At 73.2% G+C, this 18,175-nt stretch carries 16 protein-coding genes; 5 read left to right on the top strand and 11 right to left on the bottom strand.

What is annotated here, in order from left to right; translation table 11 throughout:
- Positions 1-25 precede the first annotated feature (25 nt).
- Positions 26-1,333, bottom strand: coding sequence for an LCP family protein (locus ACFWIA_RS04030; protein WP_387000120.1), 1,308 nt, complete (start codon positions 1,331-1,333; stop codon positions 26-28).
- Positions 1,334-2,008: 675 nt separating this feature from the next.
- Here ACFWIA_RS04030 and ACFWIA_RS04025 point away from each other — a divergent pair.
- Positions 2,009-2,584, top strand: coding sequence for an acyl-CoA thioesterase (locus ACFWIA_RS04025; RefSeq protein WP_387000118.1), 576 nt, complete (start codon positions 2,009-2,011; stop codon positions 2,582-2,584).
- A gap of 48 nt (positions 2,585-2,632) precedes the next feature.
- Positions 2,633-3,010, top strand: a complete 378-nt coding sequence (locus ACFWIA_RS04020; protein WP_387000116.1) for a VOC family protein — start codon at positions 2,633-2,635, stop codon at positions 3,008-3,010.
- 41 nt (positions 3,011-3,051) lie between these two features.
- Here the strand turns inward: ACFWIA_RS04020 and ACFWIA_RS04015 are convergent, their stop codons facing one another.
- The 5 genes from ACFWIA_RS04015 to ACFWIA_RS03995 all read right to left on the bottom strand — a co-directional run bounded on the left by ACFWIA_RS04015 (position 3,052) and on the right by ACFWIA_RS03995 (position 8,155).
- A complete protein-coding gene (locus ACFWIA_RS04015; RefSeq protein ID WP_385493484.1) occupies positions 3,052-3,246 on the bottom strand; it encodes a hypothetical protein in 195 nt (64 codons plus the stop codon).
- A 236-nt stretch (positions 3,247-3,482) separates the two neighbouring features.
- The gene (locus tag ACFWIA_RS04010; protein ID WP_387000114.1) at positions 3,483-4,472 is read right to left on the bottom strand and encodes a malate dehydrogenase; all 990 of its coding nucleotides are present in this window, start codon (positions 4,470-4,472) and stop codon (positions 3,483-3,485) included.
- Between the two features lie 591 nt (positions 4,473-5,063).
- Positions 5,064-6,320, bottom strand: coding sequence for a DUF2690 domain-containing protein (locus ACFWIA_RS04005; RefSeq protein ID WP_387000112.1), 1,257 nt, complete (start codon positions 6,318-6,320; stop codon positions 5,064-5,066).
- A 454-nt stretch (positions 6,321-6,774) separates the two neighbouring features.
- Complete coding sequence (locus tag ACFWIA_RS04000; RefSeq protein WP_387000110.1) at positions 6,775-7,302, bottom strand: DUF3017 domain-containing protein; 528 nt, start codon at positions 7,300-7,302, stop codon at positions 6,775-6,777.
- The gene (locus tag ACFWIA_RS03995) at positions 7,292-8,155 is read right to left on the bottom strand and encodes a bifunctional methylenetetrahydrofolate dehydrogenase/methenyltetrahydrofolate cyclohydrolase (protein WP_387000108.1); all 864 of its coding nucleotides are present in this window, start codon (positions 8,153-8,155) and stop codon (positions 7,292-7,294) included. Before ACFWIA_RS03995 ends, ACFWIA_RS04000 begins: the two co-directional genes overlap by 11 nt.
- A gap of 272 nt (positions 8,156-8,427) precedes the next feature.
- Here ACFWIA_RS03995 and ACFWIA_RS03990 point away from each other — a divergent pair, with 272 nt between their 5' ends.
- Positions 8,428-9,087 (top strand): hypothetical protein, encoded by a 660-nt coding sequence (locus ACFWIA_RS03990; RefSeq protein ID WP_387000106.1) that lies wholly within the window; start codon positions 8,428-8,430, stop codon positions 9,085-9,087.
- Between the two features lie 98 nt (positions 9,088-9,185).
- Here the strand turns inward: ACFWIA_RS03990 and purH are convergent, their stop codons facing one another.
- Positions 9,186-10,766, bottom strand: coding sequence for a bifunctional phosphoribosylaminoimidazolecarboxamide formyltransferase/IMP cyclohydrolase (gene purH / locus ACFWIA_RS03985; protein ID WP_387000104.1), 1,581 nt, complete (start codon positions 10,764-10,766; stop codon positions 9,186-9,188).
- Positions 10,763-11,380, bottom strand: coding sequence for a phosphoribosylglycinamide formyltransferase (gene purN, locus ACFWIA_RS03980; protein ID WP_387000101.1), 618 nt, complete (start codon positions 11,378-11,380; stop codon positions 10,763-10,765). Before purN ends, purH begins: the two co-directional genes overlap by 4 nt.
- 507 nt (positions 11,381-11,887) lie before the next feature.
- Here purN and ACFWIA_RS03975 point away from each other — a divergent pair.
- Entirely contained in the window at positions 11,888-12,775 is an 888-nt protein-coding gene (locus ACFWIA_RS03975; RefSeq protein ID WP_387000100.1) for a hypothetical protein, read from the top strand.
- A 325-nt stretch (positions 12,776-13,100) separates the two neighbouring features.
- On the opposite strand, the gene ACFWIA_RS03970 is transcribed toward ACFWIA_RS03975, so the two are convergent.
- Positions 13,101-14,456 (bottom strand): DUF6350 family protein, encoded by a 1,356-nt coding sequence (locus tag ACFWIA_RS03970; protein WP_387000098.1) that lies wholly within the window; start codon positions 14,454-14,456, stop codon positions 13,101-13,103.
- A gap of 156 nt (positions 14,457-14,612) precedes the next feature.
- Between ACFWIA_RS03970 and ACFWIA_RS03965 the strand changes: the two genes are divergently transcribed.
- The gene (locus tag ACFWIA_RS03965; protein ID WP_387000180.1) at positions 14,613-15,995 is read left to right on the top strand and encodes a helix-turn-helix domain-containing protein; all 1,383 of its coding nucleotides are present in this window, start codon (positions 14,613-14,615) and stop codon (positions 15,993-15,995) included.
- 85 nt (positions 15,996-16,080) lie between these two features.
- Here ACFWIA_RS03965 and sucD read toward each other — a convergent pair whose 3' ends face one another.
- The gene (sucD, locus tag ACFWIA_RS03960; RefSeq protein WP_385493497.1) at positions 16,081-16,962 is read right to left on the bottom strand and encodes a succinate--CoA ligase subunit alpha; all 882 of its coding nucleotides are present in this window, start codon (positions 16,960-16,962) and stop codon (positions 16,081-16,083) included.
- Between the two features lie 20 nt (positions 16,963-16,982).
- Entirely contained in the window at positions 16,983-18,161 is a 1,179-nt protein-coding gene (gene sucC, locus ACFWIA_RS03955) for an ADP-forming succinate--CoA ligase subunit beta (RefSeq protein ID WP_387000095.1), read from the bottom strand.
- Positions 18,162-18,175 lie beyond the last annotated feature (14 nt).

Here is an 18,175-nt window from a genome sequence, read left to right as displayed (position 1 = left end):
ACGGTGCGCGGTGCTGCGTACGGGGTCAGTTGCCGGTGACGGTGATCTTGTCGCCGTTGTTCAGCTGCTCCACCAGGGTCTTGACCTTCGCCCGGTCCCAGACGAGGTTGCTGCCCCGGGAGCCGGACATGGGGATGTTCATGGAGACGCCGTCGCCGCTGGTGACGCCCTTCATGCCCCAGAACATCTCGCTGAGGTCGAACAGGCCCATGTCGTGGTCCACGACCAGGGTGCCGAGGCCCGCGCCCAGCGTCGGGTAGAGCTTGAACGGGTTGAGGACCGTTCCGACCGTCGCCGTCTGGCTGGCCAGCGCGGACAGGAACTTCTGTTGGTTCTTGGTCCGGTCCAGGTCGCTGCCGAGCGCGTAGCGAGTGCGGACGAAGGCGAGCGCCTCCTGACCGTCGAGGGTCTGCTTGCCGGCCTCGAAGTCGGCGCCGGAGCGCTTGTCCTTGAAGCCCTTCTCCAGGTTCATCTCGACGCCGCCGATCGCGTCCACGATCTTCGCGAAGCCGCCGAAGCCGATCTCCGCGTAGTGGTCGATGCGCAGTCCGGTGTTGTGCTCGACGGTGCGGACGAGGAGCTCGGGGCCGTCCTCCGCGTACGCGGCGTTCAGCTTCACCCGGCGTCCGGTGTTCTCGTAGCGCTTGCCGGACTCGGAGCCCACGAACGAGGGGATCTCGACGTCCGAGTCACGGGGCAGCGAGATCATCGCGTTTCCGCTGTCCCCGACGTGCAGGATCATCATCGAGTCGGTGCGCTTGCCCTTGGCGGAGCCGGTGCGCAGGTCCTTCTTCTCCTGGTCGGACATGCCCTCGCGGCTGTCGGAACCGACGATCAGGTAGTTGGTGCCGTCGCCGTCCTTCGGCCGTTCGATGACCTTGGACAGGTCGACCTCGCGCTTGAGCTTGGAGTCGGCCCAGAAGTAGGTGCCGACGGAGACCACGAGCAGCAGGATGAACAGGGTGAGGGAGCCGATCTTGATGCGGCGCTTCCAGTCGGGTGCCGGGCGGGAGCCGCCGCCGCCGGGGCGCAGATGGCCCTCGTCACCGCCGCCGCCCCGGCCCCCGCCCTGGGGGTTGCCGTAGACCTGGCCGGTGTTGTAGCCGCTGTCGTACTCCTGCTGGCCGTGCTGGCCGCCGCCCTGGCCCTGCGGACCGTAGCCGTGCTGCTGCGGAACGCCGCGGGGCGGTGCCGAGGGGCGCGGGCCGGGGCCCTGGCCCCGCTGGACCTGCCGCATCACGCGGGCGCTCTCGGGCCGCTCGCTCGCGCTGCCGCGGCCATATCCTTCACCGTCGCGGCTCCGGCCGCTACGCCCCTCGGGCCACTCGTTCATGGGCTAAGTGTGCCGGGTCACAGCGGTGTACTGACAGGGCGGACGGAAACTCGGGGCAGCGCTGTTGCAGAGCTGATGCAATCTTGACCGTCTCCGGTCATCTGGTGGGGGTGCGCGGTGGTTGTCCCGCGCAGTTCCCCGCGCCCCTGATCAGGTGCGATCCGCTGCGCGTGCGCTGTCCTGTGGGGTGCGCTCGTGCTTCGCGCAGTTCCCCGCGCCCCTGATCAGGTGCGATCCGCTGGCCGTGCGCTGACCTGTGCGGTGCGCTCGTGCTTCGCGCAGTTCCCCGCGCCCCTGTCGGGGGCGCCTTCGCTTGGAGGTGCGCTGGTGGGGCGGGCGGCAGCGGCGGGTAGCGACCGGAATCCAGGGGCGCGGGGAACTGCGCAACCGCGGGGCGCACCCCGACCGAACAGCGCACGTCCAGCGGGACGCACCAGTAAGGGGCGCGGGGAACTGCGCAACGGCCCAGCGCACCGCACAGAACAACGCACCGCCAGGTGGACGTACCGGTAAGGGGCGCGGGGAACTGCGCAACGGCCCAGCGCACCGCACAGAACAACGCACCGCCAGGTGGACGTACCGAAAGGGGCGCGGGGAACTGCGTGGGCAACCACCGCGCACGCCCAGCGCAACGCACCCGATGGACCGCACGCCGCACGCCATACAGTGGAGGACATGACAGCACAGCCCCCTGCCGTGGAGCCCGGCGATCCCGGCACCCACAGCAGCCCCAGCGTCCCGGGCAAGCCCACCTCCGCCTCCCGGACGACGCTCAGCCACATCATGACCCACAACGACACCAACCTCCTGGGCACCGTGCACGGCGGCGTGATCATGAAACTGGTCGACGACGCGGCGGGAGCGGTCGCGGGACGGCACTCCGGCGGCCCGGCGGTCACCGCGTCCATGGACGAGATGGTGTTCCTGGAGCCGGTCAGGGTCGGTGACCTGGTCCATGTGAAGGCGCAGGTCAACTGGACCGGGCGGACCTCCATGGAAGTGGGCGTCCGGGTCATGGCGGAACGTTGGAACGAGTCGACGACCGCCACCCAGGTCGGCTCCGCGTACCTGGTGTTCACCGCGGTCGACGCGGACGGCAAGCCCCGGATCGTGCCCCCGGTGGAGCCGGAGTCCGAGCGGGACCGGCGGCGCCACCAGGAGGCCCAGATCCGCCGCACCCACCGGCTCGCGCGCCGCGAGGCGATCCGTGAGCTGCGGGCCCGCCGGACCGCGGACGGGATCGTCGACTGACCCGGAAACCCGCTGGCCCGGCGCTCGACGCACACCTAGGGTGCCCGCATGAGTTCTCTGGTGCGACATGTGACCTTCGACTGCGCGGACCCCTACGACCTGGCCTCCTTCTGGGTGGGGGCGCTCGACGGACGGCTCGGTGACGACGACCACCCCGGCGACCCCGAGGTCCTGGTGGCCTCGGCGGGCGTCGACCTCCTGTTCATCCGGGTCCCGGAGGGCAAGACGGTCAAGAACCGGGTCCACCTCGACCTCCAGCCGCAGGACCGCACGCGTGAGGAGGAGGTCGAGCGGCTGCTCGCCCTCGGCGCCACCCTCGTGGAGGACCACCGCCGCCCGGACGGTACGGGGTGGGCGACGCTGGCCGACCCCGAGGGCAACGAGTTCTGCGTGGAGCGCAGCGCGGCGGAGCGGGCTGCGGCCTGACGGTCGGGTCGCGCCCGACCGTCAGGCGGGCGGCGCGTTGCTCAGGCGCCCGGCCGGCGGCTGCCCCGGAACGCCGACTCCAGTGCGGCGGCCTGGCTGAGGGCCGCCGGTACGCGCAGGGCGTGCGCCTCGCAGGCGTACACGTCCAGGCCGGGGCCGCTGGCGCTGTGCACCTCCTCCACCAGTACGGGTTTCTCGGTCAGGGCGCCGCATCGGTAGCAGTACTGAGGGTTCATGGAGAAAGCGTCGGCCTGGACGCGCGACAGCTCAAGGGGGTTGCAGAAGCTCGCTGACATTCACCCGTTTGCGCGCGTCGAACCTGCTCGTTGCGCACGTTCGGCTCAGCCGGAGCGCAGGCGTGCGGTCTGCGCGTCCGCGACGGCCTGTCCCGGCTCGGCGCGATCGTCGGCCCCCACGACCCCGCCCCCGGTGCCGAGGGCAGCCGGGGGCGGGGGTGGTGCGAGGGGTGGGGTCAGAGGAGACCCAGGGCGCGGACCGCGTCGCGCTCCTCGGCGAGTTCCTTGACCGAGGCGTCGATGCGGGCGCGGGAGAACTCGTTGACGTCGAGGCCCTGGACGATCTCGTAGGCGCCGTCCTTCGTGGTGACCGGGAAGGAGGAGATGAGCCCCTCGGGCACGCCGTAGGAACCGTCGGACGGGATGCCCATGGAGGTCCAGTCGCCGTCGGCGGTGCCGTTGACCCAGGTGTGGACGTGGTCGATGGCGGCGTTCGCGGCGGAGGCGGCGGACGAGGCGCCACGGGCCTCGATGATCGCGGCACCGCGCTTGGCGACGGTCGGGATGAACTCGTCGGCCAGCCACTTCTCGTCGTTCACCAGCTCGGCGGCGTTCTTGCCGTCGACCGTCGCGTGGAAGATGTCCGGGTACTGGGTGGCGGAGTGGTTGCCCCAGATGGTGAGCCGCTTGATGTCGGCGACCGTGGAGCCCGTCTTCTTCGCGAGCTGGGTCAGCGCGCGGTTGTGGTCGAGGCGGGTCATCGCGGTGAAGCGCTCGGCCGGTACGTCCGGGGCGGCGGCCTGGGCGATCAGGGCGTTGGTGTTGGCCGGGTTGCCCACGACGAGGACCTTGATGTCGTCGGCGGCGTGGTCGTTGATGGCCTTGCCCTGGGGCTTGAAGATGCCGCCGTTGGCCTCCAGCAGGTCACCGCGCTCCATGCCCTTGGTACGGGGGCGGGCGCCGACCAGGAGGGCGACGTTGGCACCGGCGAAGGCGACGTTGGGGTCGTCGCTGATGTCGATGCCCTGGAGCAGCGGGAAGGCGCAGTCGTCCAGTTCCATCGCGGTGCCCTCGGCGGCCTTGAGCGCCGGGGTGATCTCCAGGAGCCGCAGCCGGACCGGCACGTCCGCGCCGAGGAGCTGGCCGGAGGCGATACGGAAGAGCAGGGCGTAACCGATCTGGCCGGCTCCGCCGGTGACGGTGACGTTCACGGGAGTGCGGGTCATGGCGTTCTCCGTATGACAGCTGGCGGTGGGGCGTCCCTGCCCCGGAAACGGGACCCCGCGCGAGCGCCCACGTGATCGATCAGCGGTCCCGATGATCGATCTCTTGGCGTCAAGAGAGATCCAGCGGTCAGGCTATCGCGCTCCGGCGGTCCCGGATCGGCGGGGCCGTGTGGCCCGCCCCACAGCCGGGGCGGGGGCCCCGCGGACGGCTGGTTCCGTGCTGTGGGGGGCTCGGCGGTCGGTGGTCGGGGTGGCTGCGCGCCGGGCCGAGCGGCTCGTGCGGAGCGGGGACGGGCGGCGGAAACCGGGGGCGGCGGACGGTGCGGGATGGGCGGCCGTCCGCTCAGGGGGGGGAGAGCGGACGGCCGCCTCGGGGGTGGTGGCCGCTCCCGTGGGGGTATTCCTCCGTGTGCCCGGTGGTGTCCGTTCCATGCACGTTCCGCGCGTCGGTTTCCGTACGGGCTCCGGACGGGGCGCCGGACGGCTAACGGCGGTGGGGGCGCTCGGGTCGCGCGGCGCGGATTCGGCCGGAATGCAGCGACCGCACGGGCCCGGGGGCGGGCCCGTGCGGTCGGTGGGACGCGGGTCGCCCTACGGGGTGCAGCCCTCCGTTGCCGCCCGGACCGTGGCGCACGCCTTGGCGTCGCCGGCCTTCTTGACCGCCACCATCGCGGTGTAGGCGTCGGTGTCCGGTGTGGTGCCCACCGTGCTGAGCTGCTTCTTGGCGCCCGGCGCCGCTATCTCTATGGTGTCGCCGTCCGCGGCCTGGGTGATCCGCGCCCAGGCGGACTCGCAGGTCTTGCTGTAGCGGACCTCGACCGTGGAGGTGCCGACCCGGATGGTGGCCGTGGTGCGTGCGTACTCGCCGCCGCAGCCCATGGTCTCCGGGTCCTTGCCGGTGCAGTCCGTGCCGCTGCACTCGACGCCGGCCGGCAGCGGCTTCTTGCTGACCTTGGCGGCGGGGGACGGCTTGGCCTCCGCGTCGTCGTCGCCGTCGAGGCCGCCCGCGAAGTAGAAGGCCGCCGCGATCACGACCAGCGCGCCGACGGCTCCCCCGAGGAACATCGTGGTGCGGCGCTTGCCCGCGGCGCCGGGGCGCTGCTGCGGCGGTCGACCGCCCGGAGGGCCGCCTCCCGGGCCGCCGGGGCCGCCGAACGGACCGCCCGGGCCCGCGGCCTGCGGGACGGGGCCGCCGCCGTGGGCGGGGCGGCGGGTGGCGGGGCCGTTGGGGACGGCTCCGCCGAGGGGGCCCTGGTAGCGGACGCTCTGGAAGGTGACGTCGTTGCCGGAGGGGGGAGTGTCGGAGGCGGTCCCGGGGCCGCCGGAGAAGCCGAGGGCCGACTCCGCGGCGGGCCGGCCGGCAGCTCCGGTGCGGGGACCGCGGGCGGCGTGCGCACCGCCCCGGGCGCCGGGGGCGCGGTCCGGGCGGCCCGCGGGTCCGGTCGGGCCGGCGGGGCGTCCGGCGGTTCCCCGGTGGGCGGCGCGACCGCCCCGGACGTCGGTGCCCCCGGTCTCGCCGAGCGCGGCCCGCGCCTGGGAGATCCGGATGGCCTCCATCGTCATGTCGTGGCGCATCTCGGAGCGGCTCCAGGCCCGTTCCGCCAGCTCCCACAGCGTCGTCAGGTGGACCGGGTTGGTGCCGGTGACCTCGGCGAGCGCGACGATCGCGCCCTTCGGGGCGAGCAACCGACCGTTGAGGTAACGCTCCCAGGAGGTCTTGCTGTAGCCCGTGCGGTCCGAGACCGCCGCGATGCTCAGACCGCTGCGGTCGACCAGCCTGCGGAGCTGCCCCGTGAACTCCTTGACCTGTGGGTCGAGTTCTTCCGGCAATTCCTTCCAACGAGGCATTGTGTCCCCCTATCCCCCTGAACGTACCGGTACGCCGTCGCCGTCGCTGTGCGTACCCGTGAACCCACGAACCCGTGGCCCATCCCGGTCCGACTACCCACAGGGATGCCCGGGGCGGGAACGTCAGTTCCCCACCCGGGGGCGCACGGAAGCGTTCGAACCACCCTGCATGCGCCTCTCGCGCGCGGGTGGTCCGCTGCCTGCGCGCCAGTGTCCCACCGTCGGGGCCGTCCGCGATACGGAACCCGGCGTTCGGTTTCGACGGTCGTGGCGACGGGTCGATGCCCGGTCCATGGCGGCTTACCGCCGGTCACCGTACCGCGCCCGAGGCCCGTGCGCAGGGGGTGCGTGCGATTTCGACCGCGGTCGGCGCCCGGAGCCGTCGGCGCGCGGGGTGCGGACACGACGGCGGCCCGCACCCCGGTGGGGGGTACGGGCCACGAGCGGTCCCGGGCTACGTCTTGATGGTGAAGTGGAGCACGTCTTCGAGGAACGGGATCACCAGCAACGGTTCGGGCTGGGTCATCAGCGCCAGCAGCACGATCGCCCCGCCGAGCACCCCGTAAGTGATCATGTCCGTGAAGCGGGAGCGGGCCGCCAGCATGCCCACCGACGGCAGCGCCCAGCGCAGCAGCACGGCCACGAGCAGCGCGCCCCCGATCAGCAGCGCGCCGACCCGGGAGGCGTCGAGCGCGGTGAGCAGCAGCCCCGCTCCGACCGTGCCGAGCACGACGAGCATCGGCCACTGGCGGGCGGGGGCCGGTGCGCCACCCGGGGCCGCCCGGCCGCCGCCCTCGGGGCGGGCGGTGTCCCGGGTCAGGGAGAAGCGGCGGTTGCGGACCTTGACGACGGGCGCACCCGGGACCGGGCCGGTGGTCCCGGCGGCCCCGCTGGACCCGTCGGTCGCGCCCTCCGCGGGCTCCCCCCGACCGAGTGCGGTGGCGCCCTCGGCGGGAGCGGCGCGAGGGGCGTCAGCCGACACCGTTCGCGTTCCGTTCCGCCGCCTCGACGACGTTGACGAGGAGCTGGGCGCGGGTCATCGGTCCGACGCCGCCCGGGTTCGGGGACAGCCAGCCCGCGACCTCGGCGACACCGGGGTGCACATCGCCGACGATCTTCCCGGTCTCGTCGCGGGAGACCCCGACGTCCAGGACCGCGGCGCCCGGCTTCACGTCCTCCGGCTTGATCAGGTGCGGGACGCCCGCCGCGGCCACGATGATGTCGGCGCGCCGCAGGTGGGCGGCGAGGTCACGGGTGCCGGTGTGGCACTGGGTGACGGTGGCGTTCTCGGAGCGGCGGGTCAGCAGCAGTGGCATGGGGCGGCCGATGGTGACCCCGCGGCCCACGACGACGACCTCGGCGCCGTTGATCTCGACCCCGTGCTGGCGCAGCAGCCGGACGATGCCGAACGGGGTGCAGGGCAGCGGCGCCGGCTCGCCCAGGACCAGTCGGCCCAGGTTCGTCGGGTGGAGGCCGTCCGCGTCCTTGGCCGGGTCCATGAGTTCGAGGACGCGGTTCTCGTCGATGCCCTTCGGCAACGGGAGCTGGACGATGTAGCCGGTGCACGTCGGGTCGTCGTTCAGCTCGCGGACGACCGCCTCGACCTCCGTCTGCGTGGCGGTGGCGGGCAGTTCGCGCTGGAGGGAGGCGATGCCGACCTGCGCGCAGTCGCGGTGCTTGCCGGCCACGTACTTCTGACTGCCCGGGTCGTCGCCGACCAGGACCGTTCCGAGCCCGGGCGTGACGCCCCGCTCCTTGAGGGCCGCCACGCGGACGGCCAGTTCGGACTTGATCGCTGCTGCGGTGGCCTTGCCATCGAGAATCTGGGCGGTCATGGCCCCATCTTCGCGGATGGCACGCGCCGGGTTCCAATCCGGTGGGGGCGGGCCCGCACCGACCGGCGCGGGCGGGGGCACGTCACGGGACGGTGACCGTCGTCGCAGTCACCCGTCGATCAGCCGAGCAGGCTGGACAAATAAGCGAAGGCTAAAGAACCATGACCCCGCAGCACCGCGGGCAGTGTCGGGGGGTACGACCGCATCCGAGAAGACTTCCTCCGGGCCGATCCGCGTCGTCCCCAGCACGTTCGACGGAGGAAGAAGACGCCATGAGCTACGGCGACTCGCACAACCCCTACGGGCAGCCGCCGCCCCAGCAGCCCGGATACGGCCAGCCGCCGCAGGCTCCCCAGGCCCCGCAGGGCCCCGGGTACGGCTACCCCCAGCAGCAGCCCTACGGCCAACCCGCTCCCGCCCCGCAGCCCGGTTACGCCTACCCGCAGGCCCCGCAGCCCGTCTACCCCGCCTACCCGGGCGGCATGGGCGGCGCGGGGATGCCGATGAGCATGCCGGGTCTGATGGTGACCGCGCGGGTGCTGCTGTTCGTCCTCAGCGGCTTCCAGATCCTCGCCGGGTTGATCGTCGGGCTGACGGTGGGCGCCGCCCAGGACCTGTCCAACACCGCGGGCTCCGGCGAGGAGACGGACTTCGTCGCCGGGTTCGGGTTCGTCCTCGCCGCCCTGCTGATCGGGCTCGGTGCCCTGTCGATCGTCCTGGGCGTCAAGCTCGCCAAGGGCGGCACCGGCATCCGCGTCACGACGATCGTGTACGCCTCGCTGATGGTCGTCGGCGGTCTCGCGAACATCGTGAACGGCCAGGGCGGCACCGCCACCTTCGGCGGGGTCGTCACGCTGGTGATCGCGGGCATCATCATGGCCGCGATGGTCAACGGCCAGGCGTCCGCCTGGTTCAACCGGCCGCGCCACTGACGGCGACGGTCGACCGTACGACGACGGGCCGTGCACCCACCGGTGGGTGCACGGCCCGTCGTCGTCAGCGTCGGCGTCAGTGCCAGTCAGTGCCAGTGTCAGTGGAAGAAGTGGCGGGTGCCGGTGAAGTACATCGTCACGCCGGCCTTCTTCGCCGCCTCGACCACCAGCTCGTCGCGGACCGAACCGCCGGGCTGGACCACGGCCCGCACCCCGGCCGCGAGCAGGATCTCCAGCCCGTCCGGGAACGGGAAGAACGCGTCCGAGGCAGCGAACGAGCCCCGGGACCGCTCCGCGCCGGCCCGCTCGACCGCGAGCTTCGCGGAGTCGACCCGGTTGACCTGGCCCATGCCGACGCCGACCGAGGCGCCGTCCTTGGCGAGCAGGATCGCATTGGACTTGACGGCCCGGCAGGCCCGCCACGCGAACGCCAACTCGGCCAGCTCGCCCGGCGAGAGCGCGTCACCGGTCGCCAGCGTCCAGGAGGACGGGTCGTCGCCGTCGGCCTGGAGCCGGTCGGCGACCTGGAGCAGCCGACCGCCGTCGATCTGCTTCACCTCGACGGGCGCGGCGGGCGCCCGGTGGGCGCGCAGCACCCGGATGTTCTTCTTGCGGGTCAGCACCTCCAGGGCGCCGTCCTCGTACTCGGGCGCGACGATGACCTCGGTGAAGACCTCGGCGACCTGCTTCGCCAGCTCCTCCGTCACCGGCCGGTTGACGGCGATGACCCCGCCGAACGCGGACAGCGGGTCACAGGCGTGGGCCTTGCGGTGCGCCTCGGCGACGTTGGCGCCGATCGCGATGCCGCACGGGTTGGCGTGCTTGATGATCGCCACGCACGGCTCGTCGTGGTCGTACGCGGCCCGGCGCGCGGCGTCGGTGTCCGTGTAGTTGTTGTACGACATCTCCTTGCCGTGCAGCTGCTCGGCGTCGGCGAGGCCGCCGGTGCCGTCCACGTACAGGGCGGCGCCCTGGTGCGGGTTCTCCCCGTAGCGCAGGCTGCTGCGGCGCTCGAAGGTGGCGCCGAAGAAGTCGGGGAACGCCGAGTCGTCGACGGGCGCGTACGAGGAGGCGAACCAGGAGGCGACGGCCACGTCGTACGCGGCGGTGTGCTGGAACGCCTCCGCGGCGAGCCGCTTGCGGGCCGGCAGGTCGAAGCCGCCGGCGCGCGCCGCGGCCAGCACGTCCGCGTACCGGTCCGGGCTGGTGACGATCGCGACGGAGGGGTGGTTCTTGGCGGCGGCGCGGACCATCGAGGGGCCGCCGATGTCGATCTGCTCGACGCACTCGTCGGGGCTCGCGCCGGACGCCACGGTCTCCCGGAACGGGTAGAGGTTGACCACGACCAGCTGGAACGGCTCGATGCCGAGCTCGGCGAGCTGGGCGCGGTGCGCGTCGAGGCGGAGGTCGGCGAGGACGCCGGCGTGCACGCGCGGGTGCAGCGTCTTGACCCGGCCGTCCAGGCACTCGGGGAAGCCGGTCAGGTCCTCGACCTTGGTGACCGGGACCCCGGCGGCGGCGATCTTCGCGGCGGTGGAGCCGGTGGAGACGAGTTCGACGCCCTCGGCGTGCAGCCCGCGCGCGAGGTCTTCGAGCCCGGTCTTGTCGTAGACGCTGATCAGCGCCCGGCGGATGGCCACCTGCGCCCCCTCGGGGCTCTGCGTACCTTCGGCGGTCACGGGATAACTACCTTTCGTCCCTCGATCGAGTAGCCGTCGCGGGCCAGCCGGCCGACGACCTCGACGAGCAGCTTGCGTTCGACTTCCTTGATGCGCTCGTGGAGCGCGGCTTCGTCGTCCTCGTCCCGGATCTCGACCACGCCCTGGGCGATGACCGGGCCGGTGTCGACGCCGTCGTCGACGAAGTGGACGGTGCACCCGGTGACCTTGGCGCCGTACGCGAGGGCGTCGCGCACGCCGTGGGCCCCGGGGAAACTCGGCAGCAGGGCGGGGTGCGTGTTGACGATCCGACCGCCGAAGCGGGCGAGGAACTCCTTGCCCACGATCTTCATGAACCCGGCCGAGACGACCAGGTCGGGTGCGTGGGCCGCGGTGGCCTCGGCGAGTGCCCGGTCCCAGGCGTCGCGGGAACCGTAGTCCTTCACCTGTCGCACGAAGGTCGGCAGTCCGGCGCGTTCGGCGCGCTCCAGACCGAGGGTGCCGGGTCGGTCGGCGCCGACCGCGACGACCTCGGCGCCGTAGCGCTCCGGACCCGCGTCGGCGATGGCGTCGAGGAGGGCCTGGAGGTTCGTTCCTGATCCGGAGACCAACACGACGAGGCGCTTGGCGGCCACGGTGGGGCCCTTTCTTGCGGGGGCGTTTCACTGGTCCGGCGCGGCGTGAGCCGGACGGTCCGCCGTCGTCCGTCCCTCCCCGCCGTACGACTCCTTGGACGTTCGTACGAAGGCGTGGTCTCCCCGGATACGGGGAACTCTACGAAGCGGCCGACCGGCAGCAACGATACCGTCCGGGGCGGTGTGACCTCCTGGACGGGGGCGGAACGCGTCGGGCCGCCGGCGGGCCCCCGGGTCGGGCCCGGTCAGGCCTCGGGGGCGGGCGCGGGAGCGGGCGCGGGGGCGGGCCGGAACACCGGCCGGGTGTGGTTCGTTGAGCGGGTGCCCGGGCGGATGCGCGGCGACGGCACCCCGGATGGGGGGCCCGTACGGTCGCTCACCCGCGCGGGGCCCGTACCATCACTGGGGTCCACAGCGGTCACCGAAGACTCAGGCCGGATCGTCCCGGCCGCATCGGTGGACCGCGCGAGATCCACCGCGTTCCACCGAGGGGAAGTCGCACACCTGATGCCGGATCCCAGCCTCCGACTCCTGCCGCAGCACACGTGGCCCGCGCCCGGGTCCACCCACGGCGCCGTCCTGCTGCGGGACCGCGGACAGACCGAGCCCAAGGGGGCACCCGCTCCGCACGGCGGGGAGGGCTCCGGCAGCGAGAACGGCTCCGGCAGCCGGCCCGGCGCGGACCAGGACAACCCCTACGCACCGCCGCCCGAGGGCAGCCCCGACCGGCCGTGGCGGCCCCGGCGCCCCGAGGGCTCCGACGGTTCCGGCGGTTCCGGCGGCGAGGACGACGAGCGCGGCGGGCGCGGCCCCTGGGGCGGCCAGTGGAGCGATCGGCAGCCCGGGCGCTCCGCCGGCCGGTTCGGTGACCGACCCGGCCAGCAGGGCGGCGGCCCCGAGGGGCAGCAGTCCGGCATGCGCTGGGACCCCACGGACCCGTCGCAGCGGCGGGCCCGGTACTCGCTGCTCACCGGCATGTGGGCTTTCTTCTTCGCGTTGTTCAGCTGGCCGTACGTGGCGCTGATGTTGGGTGCCCTGGCGGTGTACTGGGGCGTGAGCGCGGTGCGGGGCGTGCCGCCGCGGGGCGAGCGGAACGCGACGGGTTCCGGTACGGGGTCCGCTGCGAACGGTTCCGGCTCCGGTTCCGGGAACGGGGGCGCCGCTGCCACCGGGGGCGCCGGTCGGGTCACCCCGCGGTCGATGAGCACCGCGGCGATCAGTGGGCTCGTCACCGGGGGGCTCGCGCTGGCGATGGTCGCCGCGACGTTCACGGCGCAGTTGGTGTACCGGGACTACTACGTGTGCGTCCGGGACGCGTTGACCGTTCCGCAGGAGGAGTCCTGCGAGGACTTGTTGCCGGATCAGTTGCGGCCGCTCCTCAGCACGAAGGACTGACGTCCGGTCGGGCGGTTCTCGGGTGCGATCCGCTGCGCGTGCGCTGTTCCGCTCGGGTGCGCGGTGCCGTTCGCGCAGTTCCCCGCGCCCCTTGTCAGGGGCGTCCACCTGGCGGTGCGCTGGTTCTGCTCGGGTGCGCGGTGGGTTCGCGCAGTTCCCCGCGCCCCTATCGGGGCGCACCTGTACCAGCGACTCCGGAAGGCGCCCCGATCAGGGGCACGGGCAGCGCACCCCGAGACGGAACGCACCCGATAGGGGCGCGGGGAACTGCGCAACACCACAGCGCACCGCGCAAAACAACGCACCGCCAGGCGAACGCACCCGATCAGGGGCGCGGGGAACTGCGCGAATCGCACCGCGCACCCGAGCGGAACAGCGCACGCGCAGCGAAGAGCACACCGACCACCGCGGTCCAGAGCATCGCGGACAACGCCAACTGCCACCACACGGGACCCACGTGGGCCAACGCCCCGGACCCCAGAGCCCCGCCGGACACCACCGCGAACCCCCCGGCAAGGGCCCCGCACCACACCGCCCCCTCCAGCACGCGCAACGCGACCCACCACGGCCCGCCGCCCAGGCGCCCCGCGGCCCACGCCACCGCAGCCCCCGCGGCCAGCGGAACGACGAGGACCCCCCAGGACGCCCACCCGGCGCCCCCGCCGGGCACCGCGGCGAGCAGCGGGAACGGCGGCAACGGACCGGCGTACCCGGAGGTGAGGAGACCGACGGGCACCGGGGAACCGAGCAGCAGCCCGGGCCCGAGCCCGTACCCCGCGGCCCACACCGCGGCGTTCGGCACCAGCGCCAGCGCCAGCAGGAGCACCGTGAACTGTCCGGACCACCCGTCGGTGAGCCCGGGGAACGAGGCGCGGACCGCGTCCCCGTGCCACAGCAGTGAGGCGCCGACGACGAGCGCCCCGGCGCCCACCAGCACCAGCGCTCCGGTCCACCCGACGAGCACCCCCGACCACACGTGCTTGCGCCAGGCGGCGCCCCGCCCGTCGCCGCGGAGCAGCGGGAAGCGGGCCGCCCGGCCGGACCCGGGCGGCGGCCAGGTGGGGCGCGGTCGCCCGTGCGCGGTCCAGATGCCGGCCGCGGCGGCGGGACCGACCAGCGCGGGGATCCAGACGCCTCCGCTCGGCCAGGAGGGCCGCAGGTCACCGCCCGAGGCGTACCCGGCGGCGACCACCGCGACCAGGAGGTAGCCGGCGACCACCCCGGACCAGACCGTCGCCACCCCGCCCCGTCCGGACCGCGCGGCGTCGCGGCCGGCCCGGTGGACCAGCCATGCGGGCAGCACGGCCAGCAGCAGGGGGGTGAGGCCGACGGGGGAGGCCGCCCCGGTGAGCGTGTCGGTGCGGACCAGGTCGGCGCCGTGGGCGAGGAGCCAGACGCCGGCGGCCGTGTGCAGCGCACCCTGGGGGCCGCTGTCCGGGTACGGCGAGCTGCTCCACAGGGCCAGGACCAGCACGGCGAGGCAGGCGAGGCCCAGCCCGGCCGCCGCCGCTCCGGTGAGCATGCAGGAGCCGAAGGCGGGGGCCCGTTCCCGCGCCCCCGCGAGCAGGGAGGGCGCCGGCGCGGGCTCCGGTACGGGTTCCGACGCGGGCGCGGGCACGGGCGGGGGTGCTGCCGGTACGGGCAGGGGCGCGGTGAGGGCGTGGGGGGTGCTCCGGGTCACGCGCGCCATGCTCCCAACGACACGCGCTTTCTTCGCGTAACGAGCGATTACCGGATGTGTCGCTCAAGATACTTTTATGTTCTTTTCTGCTCGGTGGCCCGACGTCTGCTCGGGGACGGCGTACGCGCGGTCGGCCCGCCCCAGGACGGGGCACCCGTGGTGAGCCGGCCCGCCGCCGCCCTGCCGCCGCCGAAGGAACGGCGCCGGCTGCGCGAGGCGGGAGCGCTGACCCAGGAGCAGGTGGCCGCCCGGGTGGGGGTCACCCGGGAGACCGTACGGTCCTGGGAAACGGGCCGGACCGACCCGCGCGGTCGCAAGCGCCACGCCTACGCGACCCTGCTGGCGGAACTGCGGGCGGAACCCACTGCACCCGATCGGGCGTATCCGAGGGAGACGGCTGAGGCGGTCGAGACGGTCGAGGCGCTACGGACGGCTGAGACGGTCGAGGCGGCGGGCGGGGTGGAGGAGCGGCGGGCCGCCACCCGGGCGCCCACCACCCCTGCCCGAGCGCCCGCGCCGCCCCGCGCACCCACCCGGCCGCCCGCCCACGGGCGCCGCCCCGGCACCGCGCCCCCGCGCTCCACCGCGCCCCCGCTCGCGGGCCAGGTCCGCCACCACAGTCACGCACCGCCCGGAGGGCAGTCATCCGTGAACGCCATCGCCCAGCCCCTGCCCGTGACGGGCCCGTTCGGGCGCCGGCACGCGGCCGACGGTTCCGTGGTCGTCGCCGAGCGCGCCGACGGACTCACCGCCACCCAGGCGTTCGACCAGCTGTACGGGCACAGCGCCCCCGCGCTGGTGCGTCAGGCGTACCTGCTCACCGGGCGGCGGACGCTCGCCCAGGAGTCGGTGGAGCGGGCGTTCCACCAGGCGTGGCAGCGGTGGCCGGAGGTCGCCGTGGACCGGGACCCGGCGGGTTGGGTGCGGGCCGCCGCGTACGAGTACGCGATGTCGCCCTGGCACCGGTTCCGGCGGGCGCACCGCCAGCCCGAACCGCCCCCGGCGCACCCCGACGACCGTGCGCTGCTGGGCGCGCTGCTGGAGCTGCCGCCCGCCCACCGCCGGACGCTGTTGTTGTACGACGGTGTCGGGCTGGACCTGCCGGAGACCGCGGCGGAGACCGAGGCGAGCACCCCGGCGACGGCGAACCGGCTGACGAACGCCCGCCGCAGCGTGGCCGAGCGCGTGCCCGGGCTGGACGACCCGGCCGCGCTGCACCAGGGCCTCGACCGGCTGGCGCGCGGCGAGAAGCTGCAACCGCCCCGGGTGGGCACGATCCGGGAGGACTGCGAGCGCCGCACCCGGTTCTGGACCCGGACGGCCATCGCGTTCACCGTGCTGATCCTCGGGGCGACGGCGTTGACCCTGCGCACCGCACCGACCGCGTACGAGCCGCCCGAGGCCCCGCCGGAGAGCGTGCGGGGCGTCCCGCCGCGGATGGGTCCCGGTCCGCTCACGGACGAGCGGGTGACCCTGCGCGACCTGCTCCGCGAAGCCCCGCGCCGTGGCCCGTACCGGACCCATCCGGAGCTGCGCTGAGCGGTGCCCGCAACGGCCGGTGGGCCGCACCCCGTGAGGGTGCGGCCCACCGGCCGTGATGTGCTGTGCGCTGGCGGTGCGGGAACTACTTCAGCAGCTCGCGCGCCAGGGTCGCCGTCTCGGTCGGGGTCTTGCCGACCTTGACGCCAGCGGCCTCCAGGGCCTCCTTCTTGGCCTGCGCCGTGCCGGAGGAACCGGAGACGATGGCGCCGGCGTGGCCCATCGTCTTGCCCTCGGGCGCGGTGAAGCCGGCCACGTAGCCGACGACCGGCTTGGTGACGTTGGCCTTGATGAAGTCGGCCGCCCGCTCCTCGGCGTCGCCACCGATCTCGCCGATCATGACGATCAGCTCGGTCTCGGGGTCGTCCTGGAACGCGGCGAGCGCGTCGATGTGCGTGGTGCCGATGATCGGGTCGCCACCGATGCCGACGGCGGTGGTGAAGCCGATGTCGCGCAGCTCGTACATCATCTGGTACGTCAGCGTGCCGGACTTCGAGACCAGGCCGATGCGACCCGGCTTGGTGATGTCGCCGGGGATGATGCCGACGTTCGACTGGCCCGGGGTGATGATGCCGGGGCAGTTCGGGCCGATGATCCGGGTCTTGTTGCCCTTCTCGACCGCGTACGCCCAGAAGGCCGCCGAGTCGTGCACCGCGATGCCCTCGGTGATCACCACGGCGAGCGGGATCTCGGCGTCGATCGCCTCGACGACCGCGTCCTTGGTGAACTTCTCCGGGACGAAGATGACCGTGACGTCGGCGCCGGTCTTGTCGATCGCGTCCTTGACCGAGCCGAAGACGGGGATCTCGGTGCCGTCGAAGTCGACCGAGGTGCCCGCCTTGCGCGGGTTCACCCCGCCGACGACGTTGGTGCCGTCACCGAGCATGAGGCGGGTGTGCTTCATGCCGGTCGCCCCGGTCATGCCCTGGACGATGACCTTGCTGTCCTTGGTGAGGAAGATAGCCATGGCTGTGAGAACCTCGTCCCTTACTTCGCAGCCGCGAGCTCGGCGGCCTTGTCGGCCGCTCCGTCCATGGTGTCCACGCGCTGCACCAGCGGGTGGTTGGCGTCGGACAGGATCTTGCGACCCAGCTCCGCGTTGTTGCCGTCGAGGCGCACGACGAGCGGCTTGGAGACCTCTTCGCCCTTGTCCTTGAGCAGCTGGAGGGCCTGGACGATGCCGTTGGCGACCTCGTCACAGGCGGTGATGCCACCGAAGACGTTGACGAACACGGACTTGACGTCCGGGTCGCCCAGGATGATCTCCAGGCCGTCCGCCATGACCTGCGCGGAGGCGCCGCCACCGATGTCGAGGAAGTTGGCGGGCTTCACGCCGCCGTGGTTCTCACCGGCGTACGCGACGACGTCGAGGGTGCTCATCACGAGCCCCGCGCCGTTGCCGATGATGCCGACCTCGCCGTTCAGCTTGACGTAGTTGAGGTTCTTGGCCTTGGCCGCGGCCTCCAGCGGGTCGGCCGCGTCCTTGTCCTCCAGGGCGGCGTGCCCCGGCTGACGGAACTCGGCGTTCGCGTCCAGGGAGACCTTGCCGTCGAGGGCGATGACCCGCCCGTCGGCGACCTTGGCCAGCGGGTTGACCTCGACCAGGAGCGCGTCCTCGGCCTTGAAGGTGTCCCACAGCGTCACCAGGATCTCGGCGACCTGCTCGGCCACCTCGGCCGGGAACTTCGCCTGGGCGACGATCGCGCGGGCGGCCTCGATGGTCACGCCCTTGTTGGCGTCGACGGGGACCTTGGCGAGGGCCTCGGGGGTCTTCTCCGCGACCTCCTCGATGTCCATGCCGCCCTGGACCGACGCCATGGCGAGGAAGGTCCGGTTGGTGCGGTCGAGGAGGTACGAAACGTAGTACTCCTCGACGATCTCGGGCGCGGTCTCGGCGATCATCACCTTGTGGACCGTGTGGCCCTTGATGTCGAGGCCGAGGATGTCCGTCGCGCGGGCGACGGCCTCGTCCGGCGTCGCGGCCAGCTTGACGCCGCCCGCCTTGCCGCGACCGCCGACCTTCACCTGCGCCTTGACGACGGACTTGCCGCCCAGTCGCTCGGTCGCTTCGCGCGCCGCCTCAGGCGTGTCGATGACTTCACCGGCCAGCACCGGTACACCGTGCTTGGCGAAGAGGTCCCTCGCCTGGTACTCGAACAGGTCCACGCGCGTCCGTCCCT

The sequence above is a fragment of the Streptomyces sp. NPDC127068 genome, assembly GCF_042724695.1.
Classification (GTDB): domain Bacteria; phylum Actinomycetota; class Actinomycetes; order Streptomycetales; family Streptomycetaceae; genus Streptomyces.
Note: the sequence above shows the minus strand (reverse complement) of the source record. Positions and strands in the feature narration are given on the sequence as shown.